Source organism: Wenzhouxiangella sp. 15190, from assembly GCF_003417465.1.
GTDB lineage: Bacteria > Pseudomonadota > Gammaproteobacteria > Xanthomonadales > Wenzhouxiangellaceae > Wenzhouxiangella.
The window spans coordinates 148697-168467 of the sequence record NZ_QVMV01000007.1 but is presented as its reverse complement, the minus strand read 5'-3'; the positions used below and the strand labels follow the sequence as shown (position 1 = coordinate 168467).

The 19771-nt window shown below is 63.3% G+C and carries 17 protein-coding genes; 8 read left to right on the top strand and 9 right to left on the bottom strand.

Annotated features, from left to right (window positions below; translation table 11 throughout):
* Window positions 1-214: 214 nt before the first annotated feature.
* On the bottom strand, window positions 215-1006 hold the full coding sequence (gene speD / locus DZK26_RS01925) for an adenosylmethionine decarboxylase (RefSeq protein ID WP_116897223.1): 792 nt from the start codon (window positions 1004-1006) through the stop codon (window positions 215-217).
* 241 nt (window positions 1007-1247) lie between these two features.
* Here speD and crp point away from each other — a divergent pair, with 241 nt between their 5' ends.
* Window positions 1248-1916 (top strand): cAMP-activated global transcriptional regulator CRP, encoded by a 669-nt coding sequence (crp, locus tag DZK26_RS01920; protein ID WP_220337019.1) that lies wholly within the window; start codon window positions 1248-1250, stop codon window positions 1914-1916.
* Between the two features lie 49 nt (window positions 1917-1965).
* Here crp and DZK26_RS01915 read toward each other — a convergent pair whose 3' ends face one another.
* Both DZK26_RS01915 and DZK26_RS01910 read right to left on the bottom strand, forming a co-directional pair.
* Complete coding sequence (locus tag DZK26_RS01915) at window positions 1966-2481, bottom strand: FHA domain-containing protein (RefSeq protein ID WP_116897222.1); 516 nt, start codon at window positions 2479-2481, stop codon at window positions 1966-1968.
* Window positions 2482-2508: 27 nt separating this feature from the next.
* A complete protein-coding gene (locus tag DZK26_RS01910; protein ID WP_116897221.1) occupies window positions 2509-3309 on the bottom strand; it encodes a PP2C family serine/threonine-protein phosphatase in 801 nt (266 codons plus the stop codon).
* Window positions 3310-3454: 145 nt separating this feature from the next.
* On the opposite strand from DZK26_RS01910, the gene DZK26_RS01905 reads away from it, so the two are divergent.
* Entirely contained in the window at window positions 3455-6049 is a 2595-nt protein-coding gene (locus DZK26_RS01905; protein WP_116897220.1) for a bifunctional aspartate kinase/diaminopimelate decarboxylase, read from the top strand.
* Between the two features lie 8 nt (window positions 6050-6057).
* Here the strand turns inward: DZK26_RS01905 and DZK26_RS01900 are convergent, their stop codons facing one another.
* Together DZK26_RS01900 and DZK26_RS01895 are read right to left on the bottom strand one after the other, a co-directional pair.
* Window positions 6058-6921: a universal stress protein gene (locus tag DZK26_RS01900; RefSeq protein WP_181918269.1), complete on the bottom strand. Its 864-nt coding sequence runs from the start codon at window positions 6919-6921 to the stop codon at window positions 6058-6060.
* Window positions 6902-9307 (bottom strand): Lon protease family protein, encoded by a 2406-nt coding sequence (locus tag DZK26_RS01895; RefSeq protein ID WP_116897218.1) that lies wholly within the window; start codon window positions 9305-9307, stop codon window positions 6902-6904. Before DZK26_RS01895 ends, DZK26_RS01900 begins: the two co-directional genes overlap by 20 nt.
* Before the next feature lie 120 nt (window positions 9308-9427).
* On the opposite strand from DZK26_RS01895, the gene DZK26_RS01890 reads away from it, so the two are divergent.
* A complete protein-coding gene (locus DZK26_RS01890) occupies window positions 9428-10507 on the top strand; it encodes a PA0069 family radical SAM protein (protein ID WP_116897217.1) in 1080 nt (359 codons plus the stop codon).
* A gap of 4 nt (window positions 10508-10511) precedes the next feature.
* On the opposite strand, the gene DZK26_RS01885 is transcribed toward DZK26_RS01890, so the two are convergent.
* From DZK26_RS01885 to DZK26_RS01875, 3 genes are all read right to left on the bottom strand, one after another.
* The gene (locus DZK26_RS01885; protein WP_116897300.1) at window positions 10512-11201 is read right to left on the bottom strand and encodes an SDR family NAD(P)-dependent oxidoreductase; all 690 of its coding nucleotides are present in this window, start codon (window positions 11199-11201) and stop codon (window positions 10512-10514) included.
* 304 nt (window positions 11202-11505) lie between these two features.
* The gene (locus DZK26_RS01880) at window positions 11506-12345 is read right to left on the bottom strand and encodes a DUF5694 domain-containing protein (protein WP_147306593.1); all 840 of its coding nucleotides are present in this window, start codon (window positions 12343-12345) and stop codon (window positions 11506-11508) included.
* Between the two features lie 147 nt (window positions 12346-12492).
* Window positions 12493-13506 (bottom strand): amidohydrolase family protein, encoded by a 1014-nt coding sequence (locus tag DZK26_RS01875; protein ID WP_116897215.1) that lies wholly within the window; start codon window positions 13504-13506, stop codon window positions 12493-12495.
* Window positions 13507-13762: 256 nt separating this feature from the next.
* Between DZK26_RS01875 and DZK26_RS01870 the strand changes: the two genes are divergently transcribed.
* Together DZK26_RS01870 and DZK26_RS01865 are read left to right on the top strand one after the other, a co-directional pair.
* On the top strand, window positions 13763-15292 hold the full coding sequence (locus DZK26_RS01870; RefSeq protein WP_116897214.1) for a Na+/H+ antiporter NhaC family protein: 1530 nt from the start codon (window positions 13763-13765) through the stop codon (window positions 15290-15292).
* Window positions 15289-15528, top strand: a complete 240-nt coding sequence (locus tag DZK26_RS01865; protein ID WP_116897213.1) for a hypothetical protein — start codon at window positions 15289-15291, stop codon at window positions 15526-15528. The genes DZK26_RS01870 and DZK26_RS01865 overlap by 4 nt, the downstream gene beginning before the upstream one ends.
* 16 nt (window positions 15529-15544) lie before the next feature.
* Here the strand turns inward: DZK26_RS01865 and DZK26_RS01860 are convergent, their stop codons facing one another.
* Window positions 15545-16405, bottom strand: a complete 861-nt coding sequence (locus DZK26_RS01860; protein ID WP_116897299.1) for a hypothetical protein — start codon at window positions 16403-16405, stop codon at window positions 15545-15547.
* 151 nt (window positions 16406-16556) lie between these two features.
* On the opposite strand from DZK26_RS01860, the gene parE reads away from it, so the two are divergent.
* Genes parE through msrA form a run of 3 tightly spaced genes read left to right on the top strand, consistent with a single transcriptional unit; the run spans window position 16557 to window position 19657 of the window.
* Window positions 16557-18446, top strand: a complete 1890-nt coding sequence (gene parE / locus DZK26_RS01855) for a DNA topoisomerase IV subunit B (protein ID WP_116897212.1) — start codon at window positions 16557-16559, stop codon at window positions 18444-18446.
* 42 nt (window positions 18447-18488) lie between these two features.
* Window positions 18489-19046 carry a peptide-methionine (R)-S-oxide reductase MsrB gene (gene msrB, locus DZK26_RS01850; protein ID WP_116897211.1) on the top strand — a complete coding sequence of 186 codons (558 nt, stop codon included), beginning with the start codon at window positions 18489-18491 and terminating at the stop codon, window positions 19044-19046.
* Window positions 19043-19657 (top strand): peptide-methionine (S)-S-oxide reductase MsrA, encoded by a 615-nt coding sequence (msrA, locus tag DZK26_RS01845; RefSeq protein WP_116897210.1) that lies wholly within the window; start codon window positions 19043-19045, stop codon window positions 19655-19657. The genes msrB and msrA overlap by 4 nt, the downstream gene beginning before the upstream one ends.
* The last annotated feature ends 114 nt before the right edge of the window (window positions 19658-19771 follow it).

Here is a 19771-nt window from a genome sequence, read left to right as displayed (position 1 = left end):
TCGGGGCGAGGTCTGTTGTCGCGACTTCGACGCAGCCGAGGAGCGCAGGGCCAGTCGGAAAAAGCTCCGCCGATGTTTGAGCACTGGGCCGGCAGGCCCAGTGTGAGTTGAGGCGGAGCCCGACTGGCCCGAGCACCACAGGGAACTCAGCCGCGAATCGTTCGCGGCTGAGCAAGTCGCACGAGCGACAACAGGCCTCGCCCCGATCGCGGCCCTACAAATTCCTCCCATAGAACAACTCCTGCATCTCCTTGCGCATGCGCTTTTCAATGCCATTGCGCTCGCGCCTTTCGAGGTCCTCGGCGTTGATGCCGAAAAGGTAGTTGTCCAGGTCGAAGTCCTTCAGCCGCATCTTGGTGTGAAAGAGGTTTTCCTGGTAGACATTGACGTCGATCATCTCGTAGGCCTTCTTCGTGTCCCGGCTGAAGTAGTCCTGGATGGAGGTGATCTTGTGGTCGATGAAATGCTTGCGGCCGCGTACGTCACGGGTAAAACCACGCACCCGGTAATCGACCGTGACGATGTCCGATTCGAAGCTGTGGATGAGGTAGTTGAGCGCCTTCAGCGGCGAGATCACGCCGCAGGTCGCCACGTCGATGTCGGCCCGGAACGTGCAAATGCCGTCGTGTGGATGGCTTTCCGGGTAGGTGTGGACCGTGATGTGAGACTTGTCGAGATGCCCGACCACCGACTCGGGCAACGGACCCGGTACCGCCGAAGCGGCGTCGCCGGCATCGTCGACCGGCTCCTCGGCGATCAACATGGTCACGCTTGCGCCCTGGGGCTCGTAGTCCTGGCGGGCAATGTTGAGAATGTCGGCGCCGATGATGTTCGAGACGTCAGTCAGGATCTGCGTGAGTCGCTCGGCATTGTAGGCCTCGTCGATGTAGGCGATGTAGTCCTCACGCTGTCCCGCCGAGGTTGCGAAACACAGATCGTAGATATTGAAGCTGAGCGCCTTGGTCAGATTGTTGAATCCGTGCAGCTTGATGCGGCGTGAAACCATATTCTAGATATCCTGTACCCGGCGCCGTTTGAAGGGCCGCAATTATCAACCATCGACCAGCCCCGTTTCCACCCCGAAATCCGCTACACTGCCCGACAAGCCGGCACCGCGGGTTTGACGTCCGTCACGAGCCGAGGGCAGAATTGCTGACACGACACCGCGCAGCGGCCCCCAAGTCGGCGCATGAAGCGCGGTCGCTGGAAAGGGAAGCATTCATTACCAAATACCACAAGAAGACGCGATGAGAGATTTCCAGTTCTACCCGATTGACCGAGAGGCCATGGACCGCTTTCTCGCCATCTGTCAGCGCCAGCACTTCCCGGCCAAGACAACCATCATGCGACCGGGCGATGCCAGCGATACCCTGCTGTACATCATCGAGGGATCGGTATCGGTCTCCACCGAAGGCGAGGACGGTCGAGAACTCATTCTCAGCTATCTCAATCCCGGTGACTTCATCGGCGAAATGGGGCTGTTCATGAAGCCGGCGAAGCGCGAGTCGCTGGTGCGGACCCGTAGCAAGTGCGAAGTCGCCGAAGTCTCCTACGAACGTCTCCGCCAGGCCCTGGAAGGCGATTTGCGCGAGCACGCCATCGACATCCTCACGGCCATCGGCTCGAAACTGGCGCAGCGCCTGCTCTACGCCCGCCGCAAGGTTTACCACCTGGCATTTCTCGATACCCAGGGACGGGTCGCAAAAACCCTGATCGATCTGTGCAGCGAGCCGGACGCGATTTCGCACCCGGAGGGTACGCAGATCAAGATCACGCGTCAGGAACTGAGCCGGATCGTGGGTTGCTCACGGGAGATGGCCGGGCGCGTCATGAAGAACCTCGAGGAAGAGGGCATGATTCGGGCTTCCGGCAAGACGGTGGTCGTTATCGGCACTTACAAGGGTGCGCCCGGCTGATTGATGGCGGCTCGCCGCGAAACCACCTGTCGCCGGGCAGGTAGCTTTTTTACTGAATCACCCACACAACAGCGGCTGCAACCGCCGCAACGGCAACGGCCACAGCCACCCAGGGCAACCAGCTGGACTTTCCGCTTTCCGTCGAAGCGGCCTCGTCGGGATCATAGAGACGGAATTCGACGCGGCCGAAGCGGATTCGATCTCCGTTCGAAATGCCCGAACTCGAAATCTTTCGGTCATTGACGAAGGTGCCGTTGGTCGACAGCAGGTTGACGACCCGCCAGCCCGCCGAATCCTTCACAAGGCGGGCATGTTCGGAAGAGACGCTGGAATCCTCGAGGCGGAGATCGCAGTTGTCAGCCCGGCCGACAATGAGGCGTGTTGTGCTCAGCGCGAATGACTGGCCGCTGACAGCGCTGCTCACTCCGGTCAGTTCCGCACGGGAACCCGAACTCGGCTCATCGGAAGTCTCCTGGAGAAGCTGGTTGACTTCATCGCGGCTGAAGACCTGGGTGCCCTGGGGGCCTTGATCCTTGTGGCTTGATCGACCACTTTCACGACTCATGACTGTTCCCTCCGTGTCGTCACCATTCTACCCGGAGCGTCGTCCGAATGGCCACTTCCAACGCGGGCGTTGGGGATGGATCGCTTCCTGCGGTGCCGCCACCACAACGACCGACACGTTATCGTGGGCACCCGAGGCCAGGGCGTCCTGAAGCAGGGTATCGACGAGGCCCTGGGCATCGGTCTCACCCGCCGATCGCACGATGCGTTCCATCTCACCGTCTCCGAGCTCCCCCGACAGCCCGTCGGAGCAAAGAAGAATCATGTCGCCGGGCCGCCACTCGCCTTCGACGATATCGACACGCGGCGCCTCTTCACCGGCCAGTCCGAGGCAATCGGTCAACACATGCCGCTGCGGATGACGGGTTGCCTCATCGGGCGTGAGCGCACCGGAAGCGACCAGGACACCGGCAACATTATGATCGCTCGTGAGCATTTCGAAGCGGTTCTGGCGGGGAGAGATTCTGTACGCGCGGCTATCGCCGACCCAGCAGATCTCGTAATGACGCTTCTGTTCGGCCAGGGCGACAATGGTCGTACCCATGTCGTTGTATTCGGGGTTGTCGAGCTGCTCGGAACGAATCGCCTCGTGAGCCGCCAGGACCGCACCGGCCAGATCGGCACCGCTCGAGATTCGCTCGCGAACCGTATCGCGGGCAATGGTGCTGGCACGTGCACCGCCGGCATGTCCGCCCATGCCGTCTGCCACCAACCACAGACCCAGTTCATCGTCGGCCAGGACGGCATCCTGGTTTTCCCTGCGGACGCGCCCGATATCGCTGACCGAAGCCGAACGCCTGCTCCCCGTCTCTTGCGTGACGCTGCTCATTATGGCTCTATCGCGTAAAATCCCGGGGAATCACGCCCCGTACGCGGGCCGGCCCCTACCGTGTTTTTGGTCAGAATAGCTGATTTTTTCGGGCACGGCGAATCTCCCCTTAATTGGATCAGAGCTTTATTAACGGCATATCCTAATGAATCCGGCCAACAGCGTCCAAGCCAGCGAATGGCGCATCCTCAAATTCGGCGGCAGTTCAGTCGCGCGCCCCGACAACTGGCCCCACATCGTTGAGCAGGTCAGGCTGGCGACCGAGCAGGGGCTCAACGTGGCCGTGGTGGTCTCCGCACTGCGCGGCATTACCGATTTGCTGCAGGCCCATATCGAGACCGCGCAGGCAGGCAACCACGGCGAGTTGTTTGCTGAAGTCGACCGACGCCACCACGACATGCTCACCGCCTGCGGCCTGCCCGAGACGACGCTCGATAAACCGCTGGCCGACCTGCGCCATTTTCTGGCACAGGAATTCGACATCCATTCACCGGCCGACCAGGCCCGGCTGCTTGCCTTCGGAGAGGTGCTCTCCAGCCGCCTGGCGATTGCCCGACTCGGCCTGGACGATGTACCGGCGGCCTGGCTCGACAGCCGCAAGGTCCTGATTACGGACGAACCCAAGGATCGCGGCCGGCGCGCGCGCTATCTTTCCGCACGTTGCCGACCGACAGCCAATCCGGAGCTCGCCGGCGAACTCGCGCAAGAATCGCGGGTATGGGTCATGCCGGGATTCGTGGCCGCCAACCCCGCCGGCGAGACCGTGCTGCTCGGCCGCGGCGGTTCGGATACTTCGGCGACCGTACTCGCCGCGGTGCTGGGCGCGCGCCGGGTGGACATCTTCTCCGACGTGCCCGGCCTGTTTTCAGCCGATCCGCGGCGCGTGTCCGGTGCGCGGCTGCTCAAGCAGGTCGGTTTCCGCGAAGCCCAGGAGCTGGCCGCCATGGGCGCGAAGGCGCTGCATCCGGCGGCGCTGATCCCGGCCCACGAGCAGGGCATCGAGATTCACATGCGCCAGACTGGCCGGCCGGATATCGAGGGGACCGTCATCACGTCGACAGCGCAAGAGCACGGTGCACAGGTCAAGGCCATCGTGCAGCGCAAACCGATCACGCTGATTTCGCTCGAGGACATCGGCATGTGGCAGCAGGTCGGCTTTCTGGCAGCCGTCTTCGATGTCTTCCGGCAGCTCGGGCTGTCCGTCGACCAGGTCTCGACGTCGGAATCCAACGTCACACTCACCCTCGACCCCGGCGCCAACGTGGCCGACCAGGCCGTCCTGGACGAACTGGTGCGGGAGCTCGGCAAGCTGTGCCGAGTCGAAGTCCTGACCGACTGCGCCACTGTCAGCCTGGTGGGGCTGGGTATTCGCACCATCCTGCATCGGCTCGGACCGGCGCTGGAGGTCTTCGAACAACGGCGCATCTTCCAGGTCAGCCAGGCCGCCAACGACCTCAACCTCACGTTCGTGGTCGAATCGCGCCACGCCGAGCGCCTGGTACAGCAGCTTCACCAACAGGTCATCCCCGGCGGCGTCGGCGGCGACTCGGTGTTCGGACCCACCTTCGAACAACTCTTCCGCGACGAAACCGCACCGGTCTACGTTCCGCCCTGGTGGCAACATCGGCGCGACGAACTCCTGCAACTCATGGCCGGACACGGCAGCGCCTACGTCTACGATCTGCCCACAGTGCGCGAAGCCTGCCGCAGGCTCTCCGGACTGCAATCGGTCGATCGCGTGCTCTACTCCATGAAAGCCAATTCGCATCCTCAACTGCTGCGCACCGCCGTAGCCGGCGGACTAGGCGTTGAATGCGTATCCCTGGCGGAAGCCCGCCACGCCCTCGAGCAGGTGCCCGATCTCGAACCCGGCGACATGTTGTTCACGCCCAATTTCGCGCCTCGCGAGGAATACCGCCAGGCGGTCGCGATGGGCCTGCCGCTGACCGTCGACAACATGCACGTACTCGAACACTGGGGACGCGACCTGGCCGGCCAGTCGATCTTCCTGCGCCTGGACCCGGGCTCCGGGCTGGGCCACCACAAGCTGGTGCGCACCGCCGGCAGCAACTCCAAGTTCGGCATCCCGTTGAGCGAACTCGAGCGCGCACAGACCCTGTGCCGCGCCCACGACATCCGCATCCGCGGCCTGCACGCGCACACCGGCTCGGGCATCATGCATCCCGACAACTGGCACCGCAGTCTCGAGACCCTGGGCGAGGCCGCACGCCGCATCGACACCGTCGAAATCATCAATCTCGGCGGCGGCCTGGGCGTACCCGATCGGTCCGACGAACTGCCGCTGGACACGACCGCCATGGACGGCGGCCTGGCCGAACTCAAAAAGCAGTTACCCCGCTCAGTGCAGGTCTGGATCGAGCCGGGTCGCTATGTCGTCTCGCCGGCCGGCGTGCTGCTGGCGCGCGTGACACAGACCAAGGACAAGGACAGCGTGCGCTACGTCGGCGTGGCCACGGGCATGAACTCGCTCATCCGCCCGGCGCTCTACGGCGCATGGCACGAGATCGTCAATCTGAGCCGCTTCGATGAGCCCGGCAGCCACGTCTACAACGTGGTCGGCCCGATCTGCGAGTCGGGCGATATCCTGGGCCTGGACCGCCTGCTGCCGCATTCGAGCGAGGGCGACGTGCTGCTGATCGCCAACACCGGCGCCTACGGGGCGGCCATGGCCTCGCGCTACAACCTGCGCGAACCGGCCGGGGAAATCGTACTCGACTGACGCCGGCTTCAGTCGGCGGGCGTAACCAGCACGGGCATTCGCCAGTAGGTAAGCAGGCGGTCGGCCGCCGGCGAGTTCAGCCAGGCGCCGCCACGCCCGACCACCAGTTCGACGGCTCGCTCCTCGGCCAGAACTCGCAACAATTCCCCGGTACCCGTGGTCTGAAGTGCCCGCAGGCAGCACCTGGGATCTTCCTTTCCGAACAGCCTGGACAAGATCTCGGCGGCGGTCTCTCGAACCTGGGGTGCAAAAAGCGCAACCAGTTCGCGCCCACTCATTCGGGCTCGACCGGCTGCTGCCGTGAGCACCGCCCGGGCCGAATCGCCATCCTCGATAAGGACCGCGATTCGCCCTCGTTGGCGCACGGGGTCGGCGGAACAGATATGCACGGTGCCGACCGATTGACGAGCCAGCTTCATCGCTGTACCACCAAGCCTGCGCCCAAGACGTGCCGACCATCCCACTCTTCCGAGCATCAGCAGGTCTCCGGGACCGGACAATGCAAGCACCTCCTCGACCAGGTGCCCGTGTACCACGACCAGCTCCCAGGCAACGCCAGCCTGGTCGGCCGCGGTCTCGATGGTGCGGCGAATGGAAAGCGGACCACTCTCGCGCCGCCGGTTCAACAGGGTTTCGTCGATGCGCCGAATCGCACCGGAGAGCGCGCCTACCTCGTGGGCGAAGGGAAACCCCGCGCTCCGGGCGCGCTCGGGCTCCTCGACCGAAACCGCCAACAGCGGCGCCTCGTGACGGGCGGCCAGTTCCACTGCCGCTTCCAACGCGTACAGGGCATCGGGGGAGGCATCGATCAGGACGACGACACGGGAAGGCCGGAGCCCGTCGGTCCTGGCGCTATCCGTTCTCTTCCCCATCGCCTTCCCCGTTCGCATCACCCTTGCCGCGGGATTTGCGGGCAATACGTGCAAACTCTTTCAGTCGATCGGCCACCCGACGATTGAAGCTGTCTTCCGGGAAACTGCCATCCTTGTCGAGTTCCCCGGCAGCAAGACCGGTCAAAAGTTCGAGTGCCTCGTCGACGTTGTCGACCGGGTAGATCCGGAACCGACCGTCGGCCACGGCCTCACGCACTTCGGGCTTTACCATCAGGTGCTCCACGTTGGCCGCCGGCACCAGTACGCCGTGACCATCGAGCTCGCCGGCCTGGCAGCAGACGTCGAAGAAACCTTCGACCTTCTCGCTGATGCCGCCAACGGCCTGGACAAGGCCGTGCTGATTGACCGAACCGGTCACCGACAGATGTTGCCGGAGCGGCACGCCGGAAATGGCTGACAGCAACACGCAGCACTCGGCCAGGGAGGCCGAATCACCGTCGACGCCGCCATAGGACTGCTCGAAAACGATGCTACCCGAAAGGGACAACTCGCTCTCGGCCGCATAACGGCTGGCGATAAAGCGCGACAGGATCAGCACACCCTTGCTGTGAATGGGCCCGCCGAGTTCGACCTCGCGCTCGATGTCCACCACCTGCCCGTGACCGGGCCGCGCGGTTGCCGTGATGCGCGACGGGCGGCCGAAACGGAAATCGCCGAGCTGGATAACCGACAACCCGTTGATCTGGGCGACCGTTTCACCACTGGTCGAGACCATGACGGTGCCGCGGCCGATCTGCTCGAGGCTGGCCTGCCGCAGGCGCCCGGCGCGGACGTTTCGCTCATCGATGGCGCGCTGGACGTGTTCGGAAGTGACCACTTGCGACTTCGCTTCATCGGCCCAGTAACCGGCTTCCATGAGTACGTCGCGCAACACCCGGTCGTCGGCGGTGAGCTTGCGCTGGTCGTCCGCCAGGCGGCTGGCATGTTCGATCATCCGCGCCACCGCCGAGCGATCGAGTGGCGACGTTTCCGTCCTTTTGGCCAGCGAGGCGAGCATGCGCGCGTAGAGCATGTGATTGTCCTCGCTGCGCTCGATGTCATCGGCGAAATCCGCTTCCACCTTGAACAGTTCGAGGAAATCCGGATCGTAATGAGCCAGCAGGTAATACAGAAGCCGCTCGCCCACCAGCACGACCTTGACCGAAACCGGCATGTTCTCCGGCTGCAGACTTGCGGTGCTGACCAGACCGTAGAGCCGCTCAAGCGATTCGATGCGCACGTCACCGGAAAACAGGACACGCTTGATGCTTTCCCAGGCCATCGGATGCGAGAGCACCCGCCGGGCGTCGAGAATCAGGTAACCGCCGTTGGCCCGATGCAAGGCACCCGGACGAATCATCGACACGTCGGTATAAAGGGCACCGTTGCGCATCTGGTGTTCGATCCAGCCCACGAGATGATGGTGCGTGGGCAGGTCTTCGTAGATCACCGGTGCGCCCTCGGCCTCAGCATTGTCGACAAGCAGGTTGACGCGAAACCGCTCGAGCAACTCTTCGGGCGGGCCGCTGCCGCGGCGTCCACGCAGCGCTTCGGCATTTTCCACGACGTGCTCGCGGGCCGCATCGAGGTGGGCGATCACGTCGGGCTCGTGCGACCAGTGGTCCTTGAGCTCACGCACCGGCCCGCCCAGGGCGAACAGGATCATTTCCTCATTGAGCTCACGAATGCGGTTGCGAAGCTCCTTGCGCAGTGCGGGTACACGCTGGATTTCCTGCTGGAGCTTCTTCTGCAGTTCGGCCACCTTCTCTTCGATCTTCTCGCGCTCGTCATCCGGCAGCTTTTCGTATTCATCCGGCTCCAGCACCTCCCCGTCTTGCATGGGCGCCAACGTGAATCCACCGGGCGTGGAAATCAGCGCGATGCCGGACTCGTTGGCCTCCTCGCCGATGGAACTGAGACCCTTCTGCTGACGCTGCTCGAACTCGTCCTGGATGTCCTGCATCCGGCTCTGGTATTCCTCGCTTTCGAACACCGCCGCGACACCTGTACGCAATTCCTCGATGAAACCGTCCATGTCACGGCGCAGGCGCCGGCCGTCACCGGCCTTTAGACGGAGGGCGCGTGGGCAGTCCGGCTCCGAGAAGTTGTAGACATAACACCAGTCCGGCGGCGCCGGCTCGTCGGCGGCACGGTTTTCCAGGAATCGACGCACCAGGGCATGCCGGTCGACGCCGCGAGGGCCGAGCACAAACAGATTGAAGCCGTGGTTCCGGATGCCTGTGCCGAAACGCAACGCCTGGAGCAGTCGGTCTTGCCCGACCGGCTCTCCGAGTGGGTCCAGTGCATCGGTGGTTTCGAATTCAAGACTCTTCTCGGAACAACGCCGATAAACCTGGTCAACGCCGAGCGGCTCGATATCAGCCATGCACTATCCCCTGTCTCTGCTTCGAATAGGCCTACTTTAACGTCCCGGCGGCACCGGTGCGCGAAGAAAGATCAAAAACCGGGCACTGAAATTGCTGCTATATTTATTTATAGTATTGGCATGAGATATCACAGGAAGACAAAAGGCCGGGGTGCCGCGACCAACCCGAAATCCCGTTTCTCGATGCACCGAGTCGAATCCCTCGACGATGGCTGGACGCGGGAGCTGGAAGAGCTGCCCGCCCTCCGGACCACGGTAAGGGCCGAACGAGCCCGCTCGATCATCTCGCGCAACGGCTCGCCCGACGTCCCATTCGAGCAATCGATCAACCCCTATCGCGGCTGCGAGCACGGCTGCGTGTACTGCTTCGCCCGACCCTCGCACAGCTACCTGGATCTCTCCCCCGGGCTGGACTTCGAAACCCGGCTGTTTCACAAGGAAAACGCGGTCGAACTGCTCGAGGCCGAGCTCAGGAAACCCGGCTACCACTGCCGCCCGATCGTGCTCGGCATCAATACCGACGCCTACCAGCCGATCGAGCGCGAGTTGCGCCTGACCCGCCGGCTGCTGGAGCTGCTGGTCGAATACCGCCACCCGGTCAGCATCCTGACCAAGGGCGTGACCATCTTGCGCGACCTCGACGTGCTGTCCGATCTCGCCCGCGACAACCTCGTATCGGTCTCGGTCAGCATCACTACCCTGGACAACGACCTCAAGCGAACGCTCGAACCGCGCACGGCCTCGCCGAACGCAAGACTTCGAATCCTTTCGGAGTTGCGCGACATCGATATCCATCCGGGCGTGATGTTTGCGCCCGTGATTCCTGCCATCAACGACCGCGAGATCGAGGCCATCCTGAAAGCTTCGGCCGACGCCGGGGCGACAAGAGCCGGCTACGTGGTGCTGCGCCTGCCGCACGAACTCAAGGACTTGTTCCGCGAGTGGCTAGGCGCTCATTACCCGGAGCGCGCCGACCACGTCATGAGCCTGGTAAGGCAACTGCACGGCGGACATGACTACGACCCGACCTGGGGCCGGCGCCAGACGGGAGCCGGCCAGGTCGCCGAACTGATCGCCAACCGTTTCCGGGTCGCGCGCAGGCGCCACGGCCTGGACCGCGACGACCGGCCGCCGCTGAATACCGAACTGTTCCGAGCGCCCACGAGAAGCGGCGATCAGATGGGTCTATGGACGGAGTGAGCGGCTACCAGTCGATCGGCCGGCGCTTGCGAAAGAAACCGCCGGTCGGGCCGTCATCGGGCAGCGTGGCCAGCCAGATCGGGGTATCGGCGCCCTGCTGGACCGAATTCGGCGCCTGATCCCCGCCCATATCGGTGCGCACCCAGCCGGGGCAAGCGGAATTGACCTTCACTTTCTCGCCCAGGGCCTGCGCTGCCTTGACCGTCAGGGCATTGAGCCCGGCCTTGCTGATGGCGTAAGCCGGCGGGCCTTCCAGGTTCTCCGCGAAGGCGCCCCAGCCAGAGGTCATGTTGACGATGCGCCCACAACCACGCTCCTTCATGGGCACGCCCAACACCTGGATCAATTCGAATGCGGCGATAAGGTGCACCTGCAGTGAGTGGACGAAGTCGGCCAGCCCCAGCTGCTCGAAGTCGTCCTTGACCAGCACACCGGCATTGTTGACCAGGATATCGATCGGTCCGTAATGATCGGCCAGCTGGTTCGCCGTTTCACTGATCACGCCGGGCTCGCTCAGATCCAGCGCAACCCCGGTCGCCGAGCCATCGATCTGGCCGACAGCCTCCTGCGCTTTGTCGACGCTACGGGCGCCGGCCAGCACGTGGATGTCGCGTTCGGCCAGACCGCGGGCAATAGCGAGGCCAATGCCCCGATTGGCCCCGGTCACCAGTGCGGTTCGTCGCTGCTCGGTCATGCGATTCTCCAGGTTCAAGCCGCCTTTATTAACCCGGCGGCAATATAGATTGCATTCAGGGCTTCAAGAATGGCTCGAATCAAGGCGTCGCTCGCCGGGAAGGGTGATTTCCTTGGCAAGAGCGACAACGCCGAGTCGGGCCATTATTGAAGCCCCTAACTTATTGATGTTGCATGACAGGCCGCGCTGTGCCTCCCGACAGACGGCGTTAGCGAAACTTGCTGTAGGAGTGCTACAGCGGCGTTTCGCTGCCTTGCTGTCGAAAGGCACAGCGCGGCTGAATGTAATCTACATTGCCGCCGGGTTAATAGTGTCCGACCAGCGCCGACAGGTAATCGTTCGGCTCGACCAGCTCGAAGCCCGGGGTTGCGGTCACGAAATGCCGCAGCCAGTAGCTGTGACCCGAACCGTAGACGACCAACACGCGCTCACCCGGCTCCACCACCGTCATAAGCTTGGCAAAAATGCGGGCATTGCGTTCGTAGTAGCGGGCATTGAGCAGGGCCCCGGGCTGGCGGTCCGCATCGCCGACGTCGAGCATGCCGTAGTAGCCGATACCCTGCATCTGCTCGATCATCGCGGGCTGGTTGATCCAGTGCAGGGCGTTGCCGATATGTCCTTCGGCATGCAGCCGACCGACGGTCTGCACATAGGACGACCCCATGCGGTTCATCGCCTCGATGGCGGCCATCTGGTCGTTTGCCTCGGCGAACTCGGCGACCTGGTCGAAGGGATAGTAATCCTTCTCCTCGTCCTTCTCGTCGATCCCGTAGACGTGCTCATGATCCAGCCTGTGCGCCAGGCGAAAGCCGATCTGCACGCGCTCGTTGCGAGTCTCCTCGAGTACTTCCGGCTCGAATTCCGAATACGCCGCAAGCGAAAGATCCTCGCGTTGGGACACAGCCTCGACGGCGACCCGGTCGGGGCCGAAGGCGGCGAGCATCGTCGCGATATCCTCGAGCTGGCGCTGCCGCGACTCGGAAGTGACGTCGTCGACTTCAACGTTGTGCAGGTCCAGCCCGGGATTGGCGAGGTGGTAAGTACCCAGAACCATGATTTGCACATCGCGGGCAAGCGCCGAAGCAGCCACGGCCAAGAGAAGTCCCCCCAGCACGGGCATCCATGATTTTCGAATGAGTTGCATGTATAACCTCCAAAAATTCGAGTTGTGCCCATCTCATGGGCAACCTTGCCTGGTCCAGCTTGCGCGCTTCATCTTGCTTCTCGGGCCAGGCACGCCGGTCCGGGCGTACCGCTATGCCAATTCCGGCAGCCAGTGCCCGAGTCAAGATCATTGCGGATTCCCCAGATAGGGGGCGCGATTGGCTGCCACTTCAGCGACCATCTCCGCCGGCAGAGGAAGATTCCTGGCCAAGGTGCTGGCCCTCGGCTTCAACTTGCCCGGCGACACCCAGTCGCTGCCGAAAACCACGCGGTCTACACCCAACCGCTTGATTGCCCGGGCGGAGCGCCGATTGATCTTGCGAACCTGTTCGAGATATTCATCCTTGCCATTGGCGCGCGACTCAGGGATGACGGTCTCGGACATATCGAAAAGCAGACCGTCAAACGAACCATCATCGTCCTGCTCCATCGCCGCCGCAAAGGTGTCGACCACCTCTAGGGTAGCTTCATCCATACCACTCCAGCCGGCCAAATGGGCTACCTGGATCACGACATCCGGTGCGCGTGCAAGGACCTGCTCAATGAAGATGCGGGCATCGTGCGCGCCATACGCACCATTCCGGGTACGCAGATGGATAATAATCGGCTGGCCCAAATCGTTGGCCCTGGCAAAAACTCGCCCGAGCTGCACGACATGCTCCGGATTGCGGAGGTCCACGTCAGAGTTGGCCAAGTGCAGTTTCAAACCGGTGAGGTGCTCACTCTCGGCACATCGCGAGATCTCGTCGAGCGCATATTCCGCGAGTGGGTTGACGCTGTAAAACCCGGCAAGCCGTTCGGGATAGCGGGCCACCTGGCTCGCCACGTAATCGTTTTCCGCCCGGACCCGACCGTACTCGTCATCTAAATCCAGCTCCGGCATGCCGAACATGTAGGCATTGGACAGGATGGTCGCCTGCTCCAGCCCAGCACGGTCCATTGATTCGACGACTTGATCGGCCGTTACCGGGCTGGCTTCATCGGACGGTTTACCAGCCACTTCGCGAGCCTGCTGTAAAACTCTGCCGCCGTCAGCGCTGTGTATGTGCATGTGGTGGTCTGCAGCCGGCGTCGGCAAAGCAAGCGCCTGGCCGCCACAAAGCAAAATGGGAAGTAGCAAGAAATTGATGATTTTTTTCATTTCCCTGAAAGTTCCGATTGAAGCGCATGTACGAGGCTAGAGGTCAGCAATTCCCGCATCAATGCCCCAATAGTCATGCATCGAAAATCGTTGTGCTTGTGCGGTGTTCTGTTCTGCAATCAAGAACTGGAATTGGCAGCCAGTTTAGCGCTCGTCCCGCTTGTGCCCTTGAACCGCGCCTTCGATCAAGGCTATTCTCCACGGGTAGATTCCGTTTCCAATCTGTCGTCAAGAAGCAGCCAAGAGGGAGCGCTTCATGAACCAGCCTGAATCAGCCGGCCAGATGTCGGCGACTTCAACCACCATTGAATTCCGCGGCGGCAAGGCGCTGAGCGCCCTGCCCATCGTCTTCTTCATTGCCTGGGCCATTTTCCAGTCGGGCGTTCTCGCCATCGGCGACACCGCCGGACTGATCGCCGGCATGCTGATCGGCCTGATCATCGGCATGCTGTTCGTCAAGGGGCCGTGGAAAACCTACGCCGACGCCATTTTCGAAGGCATGGCACAACCGGTCGCGGTCACCGCCATCGTGGCCTGGCTGTGGGCCGGCATGTTTTCGGCCACGCTACAGGTCGGCGGCTTCGTCGACGGACTGGGCTGGCTCGCCCAGGTGACCGGCGTCGGACCGACGCTGTTTCCGGCCATCACCTTCATCCTGGCCGGCCTGCTGGCCACCGGCATCGGCACCGGCTACGGCACCGTCATCGCATTCGTGGCCCTGTTCTTCCCGGCCGGCGTCGCACTGGGAGCGGATCCGGTGTTGATGCTCGGCGCCATCCTTTCGGGGGCGGTCTTCGGCGATAACCTGGCGCCGGTTTCCGACACCACCATCGTCAGCGCCGTCACCCAGGATTCGGACGTCGGCGGCGTGGTCGCCAGCCGTTTCAAGTACGCCATTACCGCGGCAATTCTTGCCCTGATCGCCTACATCGTGGCCGCCGGCATGACGCCCGCAAGCAATATCGACGCCAGTGCGCGCGCGCTGTTCGCCGAAACCAGCAATCCCGTCGGCCTGCTCCACCTGCTATCGATGGGCACGGTGATCTTCACCGCCATCGCCGGGCGCCACATCATCGAGGCCATTTCCTGGGGCCTGATCGTGGCGGTCGTGCTCAACGTGGTCTTCGGCCTGGCGCCGGGCAGCGACATGCTGGTATTCAACGTACCCGAAGGCAGCTGGGCGGCCGAGACGTTCTCCGGCTGGCCGCTGATCGCCACGGCCGAGTCGGCCAGCGTGGGCGGCAGCATCTACGACGGCGCCTTCGGTTTCGTGACATTGAGCGTGCTGATCCTGCTGGTGATCGCCGGGGCACAGATCATGATTCGCGGCGGCGGCTTCCAGGCCATGCAGGACTGGCTGCTGCGCTCGGTGGCCAAAACCGTGCGCTCGGCCGAGCTCACCATGGTCACCGTCACCGCCGGCATCAACGCCGCCGTGACCATCAACACCGCGGCCGAGATCGCGATCGCGCCCTACATCGCCAAGATCGGCAAGAAGTTCAATATCAACGGCTACCGGCGCGCCAATATCCTCGACGCCAACACCTCGGCCCTGGGCTACATCTTCCCGTGGTCGGGTGGTGTCCTCGTCGCCTTCACCCAGATGAACGAGCTGGTCGACGTCTACCCGTGGTTCACGCAGGAAATGGTCGTCAGCCCCGTGGCCGCATGGCCGTGGGTGTTCCATGGCTGGCTGCTGGTGTTCATCTTCCTGTTCGCCGCCATCACCGGTTTCGGCCGTGAATACACCTCCGACCGCCTCAGCAAGGGAGCGAACACGATATGAGCCTGTTCAAGACCTGGAGATTCCGCAGCAACCACCCGACCTTCGAGGCGGGCGAGGAAATCAACGCCTACCTGACCACCCTCGACGCCGACACCGGCCGGGCCGAGGCGCGCATCGGCGACTCCGTCCTGGAAGTCAGTGGCGCCAAACCGGAGCAGCTCGACAAGCTCGTGATGCTCAAGGTGCAATCGTTCGATGCACAAAGCCATCGAGGGCAGGCGCAGATCATCGATTGAGGCGCAGCTGAAACGACTATGCGTGCACCTGACGACGTATGAGGCCGCCCAGCCAGGCCACGGACGCCGGGTAGTCCCGCGTCGACAAGACGAACTCCTGGCCCCGAAAGGCGGACTGTAGCTGTGTTATGCCTTGGTGGGTCTGCCAACGGCCGGGATGCTCGTGGTAGCTCAGCGCGGCGCGGCCGGGCCCCGGGTGCAGCCAGGTGGGAACGCGCCACAGCGTTGGCCGCGGAGAGCCTCGGCGCGTGAGCCTTAATGCGCGACGATAGCGACTGAAGACGCCGCTGCCCGGCAACGGTGCCTTTGTCCCAAACCCGGTCAGTCGATCGCGCGCCAGGTAGAGCACGTTGTTGCGGTTACCGTCATGGTGCAAGTGCGGATGATCCGCGGCCCAGCCTCGAATGTCATCCGGGCAATCAGCCACCGGCACCACCCGGTCGACCTGCATCCATCCCCAGATCAGATGCTGGCGCGGCGCCCGAGAGTCGAACACCAGCCGGCCGCGGTGCCAGCGGGTCTGCTGAAACAGCCCGAAGAACACGAACACGTCACCCGGCCCCACGCCCCGGTTGCGCAAATGCCCCTGGGCCGCGCCCTCCTGGCCGAATATCGGCTGCCAGGCCGGCGGCCTCGGGCGGTCGGCTGCAATCAGATCGGGATCGAGATGACCACGCGAATTGCGCCGGATACGTCCACCGGTCAGATTCGAGACGAGCGTGCCGATATCCCGCTCCTCGCCACCGATCTCGCCATAGCGCACCGGCGAAAGCGGATCGGGAATCGGCAGCGATACGATGCGCCCGTCCGGCAGGATCGGGCTGGGCACGCCGCCGGCCGTCGAATCAAAACCCTTGCGGCTGAGGATGATCTTCATCTGACTGGCCGGTACTGGATTGAATGCCATATTGGACATGCGGAAATTGTATTCAATGAAGATGCAACGAAGCTTCCAGGATTACTCCGACCGAATCCAAACGATTGCGCCATAATGGTGCGCCAGTGATTTTCACGAGGAAGCACCGTCCATGAGCAACGCCTACCAGGCGTCCGATATCGAAGTCCTCCAGGGCCTGGAGCCGGTCCGGCGCCGGCCCGGCATGTACACCGACACCACCCGGCCCAACCACCTGGTCGCCGAGGTGGTCGACAACGCCGTCGACGAGGCCCTGGCCGGCTACGCGAAGCTCATCGAGGTCGTTCTCCACGAGGACGGCTCGGTCGAGGTCACCGACGATGGCCGCGGCATGCCGGTCGACCCACACCCGGAGCACAAGCTGCCGGGCGTGGAACTGATCCTCAGCCGCCTGCACGCCGGCGGCAAGTTCTCGGGCAAGAACTACAAATTCTCCGGCGGCCTGCACGGCGTGGGCGTATCGGTGGTCAACGCCCTGTCGAAGAAGCTGGTCTGCCGCATCAAGCGCAATGGCGAGGAACACGAGATCGTCTTTGCAGGCGGCGAAACCGAAACGCCGCTGACCGTGATCAATTCGGTCGGGAAGCGCAACACCGGCACGAAAGTTCATTTCTGGCCCGACCCGCAATACTTCGACTCGCCCAACATCTCGCGCCCGCGGCTCAAGCACCTGCTCAAGGCCAAGGCCATTCTCTGCCCCGGGCTGGAAGTCCGGCTCGACGACCGTGCCAATGATGAAACCGAGACCTGGCAGTTCGAAGACGGCCTGACCGACTACCTGACCGAAAGCCTCGAGGGCCTCGAGTGCGTGCCCGAAAAGCCCTTCACGGGCGAGTTCTCCGGTGCCGACCAGGAAGCCGAGTGGGCGCTGACCTGGGTGCCCGAGGGCGAGCTGACCCAGGAGTCCTACGTCAACCTGATTCCCACGCCCGCCGGCGGCACGCATACCAACGGCCTGCGCACGGGGTTGATCGAGGCACTGCGCGAGTTCTGCGAGATCCGCAGTCTAATGCCGCGCGGCGTCAAGCTTGCGCCCGAGGATATCTGGGAACGGCTGAACTTCCTGCTGTCGATCAAGCTCGACGACCCGCAGTTCTCCGGCCAGACCAAGGAGCGGCTGAGTTCGCGTTCGGCCGCCAGCTTCGTCTCCGGCGTGGTCAAGGACGCTTTCGCGCTGTGGCTGAACAAGCACGTGACCGACGGCGAGGCGATCGCCAAGCTGGCCATCGACAACGCCCTCAAACGCCAGAAAGCGCGCAAGAAGGTCGCGCGGCGCAAGGTGACCCAGGGGCCCGCCCTGCCCGGCAAACTGGCCGACTGTGCTTCCACCGACCTGGAAGAAACCGAACTGTTTCTCGTCGAGGGCGACTCGGCCGGCGGCAGCGCCAAGCAGGCACGCAACCGAGAGTACCAGGCGATCATGCCGCTCCGGGGCAAGATCCTCAACACCTGGGAGACCGACCCGGCCCAGGTGCTGCAGTCGCAGGAAGTCCATGACCTGGCGATTGCGATCGGCGTCGATCCCAGCTCAGACGACCTGAGCAAGCTCCGTTACGGCAAGGTCATTATCCTGGCCGACGCCGACTCGGACGGCCTGCATATCGCCACCCTGCTTTCGGCCCTGTTCCTCAAGCACTTCCGCCCGCTGGTCGACGCAGGTCGCGTGTTCGTGGCCATGCCGCCGCTGTTTCGCATCGACGTCGGCAAGCAGACCCACTACGCGCTCGACCACGAAGAACGCCAGGGCATCTTCGCCCTGATCGAGGCCGAAAAGCTCAAGGGCAAGGTCACCGAAACCCGCTTCAAGGGCCTGGGCGAGATGAGCCCCCTGCAGCTGCGCGAAACCACCATCGATCCCGACACCCGCCGCCTCCTGCAATTGACCGTCGACGACCCGGCCGTAACCGACGCGCTGATGGACATGCTGCTGGGCAAGAAGCGCGCGTCAGACCGCCGTGCCTGGCTGGAGGAAAAGGGCAACCTGGCCGAGATCGAAGTCTGAGCCTTGACGAACTACTGACGCCGGATCTGATCCAATGCGGATATGAAGTCTCGGATCCGCAATCGTTCGCGCAGGCGCCTGCTGGGTTTGGCGGCCGGTTCGCTGCCGCTGTTCTGGCTGGGCGGCCTGCCCACTCGCAGTTTCGCAGGAGAGACCATGACTTCGATGCCAATGTCGTTCGAACCGCTCGATTTGGGTGACGCGCGCTGGCGCGAGATTCTCGACAACGATGAGTACCGCGTTTTGCGCCGCGAAAGCACCGAACGCGCCGGGAGCAGCCCGCTCAACGAAGAGAAACGCGCCGGCACCTACATTTGCGCCGGCTGTTTCCTGCCGCTGTTCTCCAGCGAGCACAAGTACGAGTCCGGCACCGGCTGGCCCAGTTTCTACCAGCCGATCCACCCCGACCATATCGATACCAGGAAGGACTTCCGGCTGATCTGGCCGCGCACCGAGTACCACTGCGCCCGCTGCGGCGGCCACCAGGGCCATGTCTTCGACGACGGCCCCGAGCCGACCGGACAGCGCTGGTGCAACAACGGCGCGGCGCTGGAATTCGTGCCGGAAGGTGAAGATCTTCCGGACCTGAGGAGATCATGAACCTCGCCCGCTTCCCCGCCCTGACCGCGATCATCATCGCTGGAGCGCTTTACGCCGGCTCGGCCTTCACTCAGCAAGACGACGAGCTCGAGCATGCCACCTTCGCCGGCGGTTGTTTCTGGTGCATGGAACCGCCTTACGACCAGGTCGACGGCGTCGTCGAGACGATCTCGGGGTTTAGCGGCGGACACGTCGCCGACCCCAGCTACCAGCAGGTCGTACAGGGCGGCACCGGGCATCTGGAGGTCGTCCAGGTGATCTACGACCCGAAGCAGGTCGATTACCAACAGCTGCTGGACATCTACTGGCCCAACGTCGATCCCTTCGACGGCGGCGGCCAGTTCTGCGACCGTGGCGAGAGCTATCGCCCGGCCATCTTCGTGCACGACGAGCGCCAGGAGCGGCTTGCGCGGCAGAGTCTCGAAACTCAGCAGGCGCGGTTCGACCGGCCCATCGAGGTCACCATCGAACCGTTCGAGGCCTTCTACCCGGCCGAGGACTACCACCAGAACTACTACCGGGAAAACGCCGTCCGCTACAAGTACTATCGCTGGCGCTGCGGGCGCGACGAGCGGCTCGAGGAAGTCTGGGGCGACGAGGCCGACGGCTGAAGCACTCGACTCGAAGAGCCAGAGCGCAACCGTGACTTTTGTCACACTCGATTCCCCGGCCCTTGCGGCATGATGGTCGACCAGGCGTTACAACCCTTAATTGACGGAGCATCC

Coding starts and splice junctions, on each gene's coding strand:
- DZK26_RS01915 (WP_116897222.1), bottom strand. CDS start 2,481: ATGAGTCGTGAAAGTGGTCGATCAAGCCACAAGGATCAAGGCCCCCAG.
- msrB (WP_116897211.1), top strand. CDS start 18,489: ATGAAGTCTCGGATCCGCAATCGTTCGCGCAGGCGCCTGCTGGGTTTG.
- DZK26_RS01880 (WP_147306593.1), bottom strand. CDS start 12,345: ATGCAACTCATTCGAAAATCATGGATGCCCGTGCTGGGGGGACTTCTC.
- crp (WP_220337019.1), top strand. CDS start 1,248: ATGAGAGATTTCCAGTTCTACCCGATTGACCGAGAGGCCATGGACCGC.
- DZK26_RS01910 (WP_116897221.1), bottom strand. CDS start 3,309: ATGAGCAGCGTCACGCAAGAGACGGGGAGCAGGCGTTCGGCTTCGGTC.
- DZK26_RS01895 (WP_116897218.1), bottom strand. CDS start 9,307: ATGGCTGATATCGAGCCGCTCGGCGTTGACCAGGTTTATCGGCGTTGT.
- DZK26_RS01905 (WP_116897220.1), top strand. CDS start 3,455: ATGAATCCGGCCAACAGCGTCCAAGCCAGCGAATGGCGCATCCTCAAA.
- DZK26_RS01865 (WP_116897213.1), top strand. CDS start 15,289: ATGAGCCTGTTCAAGACCTGGAGATTCCGCAGCAACCACCCGACCTTC.
- DZK26_RS01870 (WP_116897214.1), top strand. CDS start 13,763: ATGAACCAGCCTGAATCAGCCGGCCAGATGTCGGCGACTTCAACCACC.
- DZK26_RS01900 (WP_181918269.1), bottom strand. CDS start 6,921: ATGGGGAAGAGAACGGATAGCGCCAGGACCGACGGGCTCCGGCCTTCC.
- DZK26_RS01885 (WP_116897300.1), bottom strand. CDS start 11,201: ATGACCGAGCAGCGACGAACCGCACTGGTGACCGGGGCCAATCGGGGC.
- parE (WP_116897212.1), top strand. CDS start 16,557: ATGAGCAACGCCTACCAGGCGTCCGATATCGAAGTCCTCCAGGGCCTG.
- speD (WP_116897223.1), bottom strand. CDS start 1,006: ATGGTTTCACGCCGCATCAAGCTGCACGGATTCAACAATCTGACCAAG.
- DZK26_RS01875 (WP_116897215.1), bottom strand. CDS start 13,506: ATGAAAAAAATCATCAATTTCTTGCTACTTCCCATTTTGCTTTGTGGC.
- msrA (WP_116897210.1), top strand. CDS start 19,043: ATGAACCTCGCCCGCTTCCCCGCCCTGACCGCGATCATCATCGCTGGA.
- DZK26_RS01890 (WP_116897217.1), top strand. CDS start 9,428: ATGAGATATCACAGGAAGACAAAAGGCCGGGGTGCCGCGACCAACCCG.
- DZK26_RS01860 (WP_116897299.1), bottom strand. CDS start 16,405: ATGAAGATCATCCTCAGCCGCAAGGGTTTTGATTCGACGGCCGGCGGC.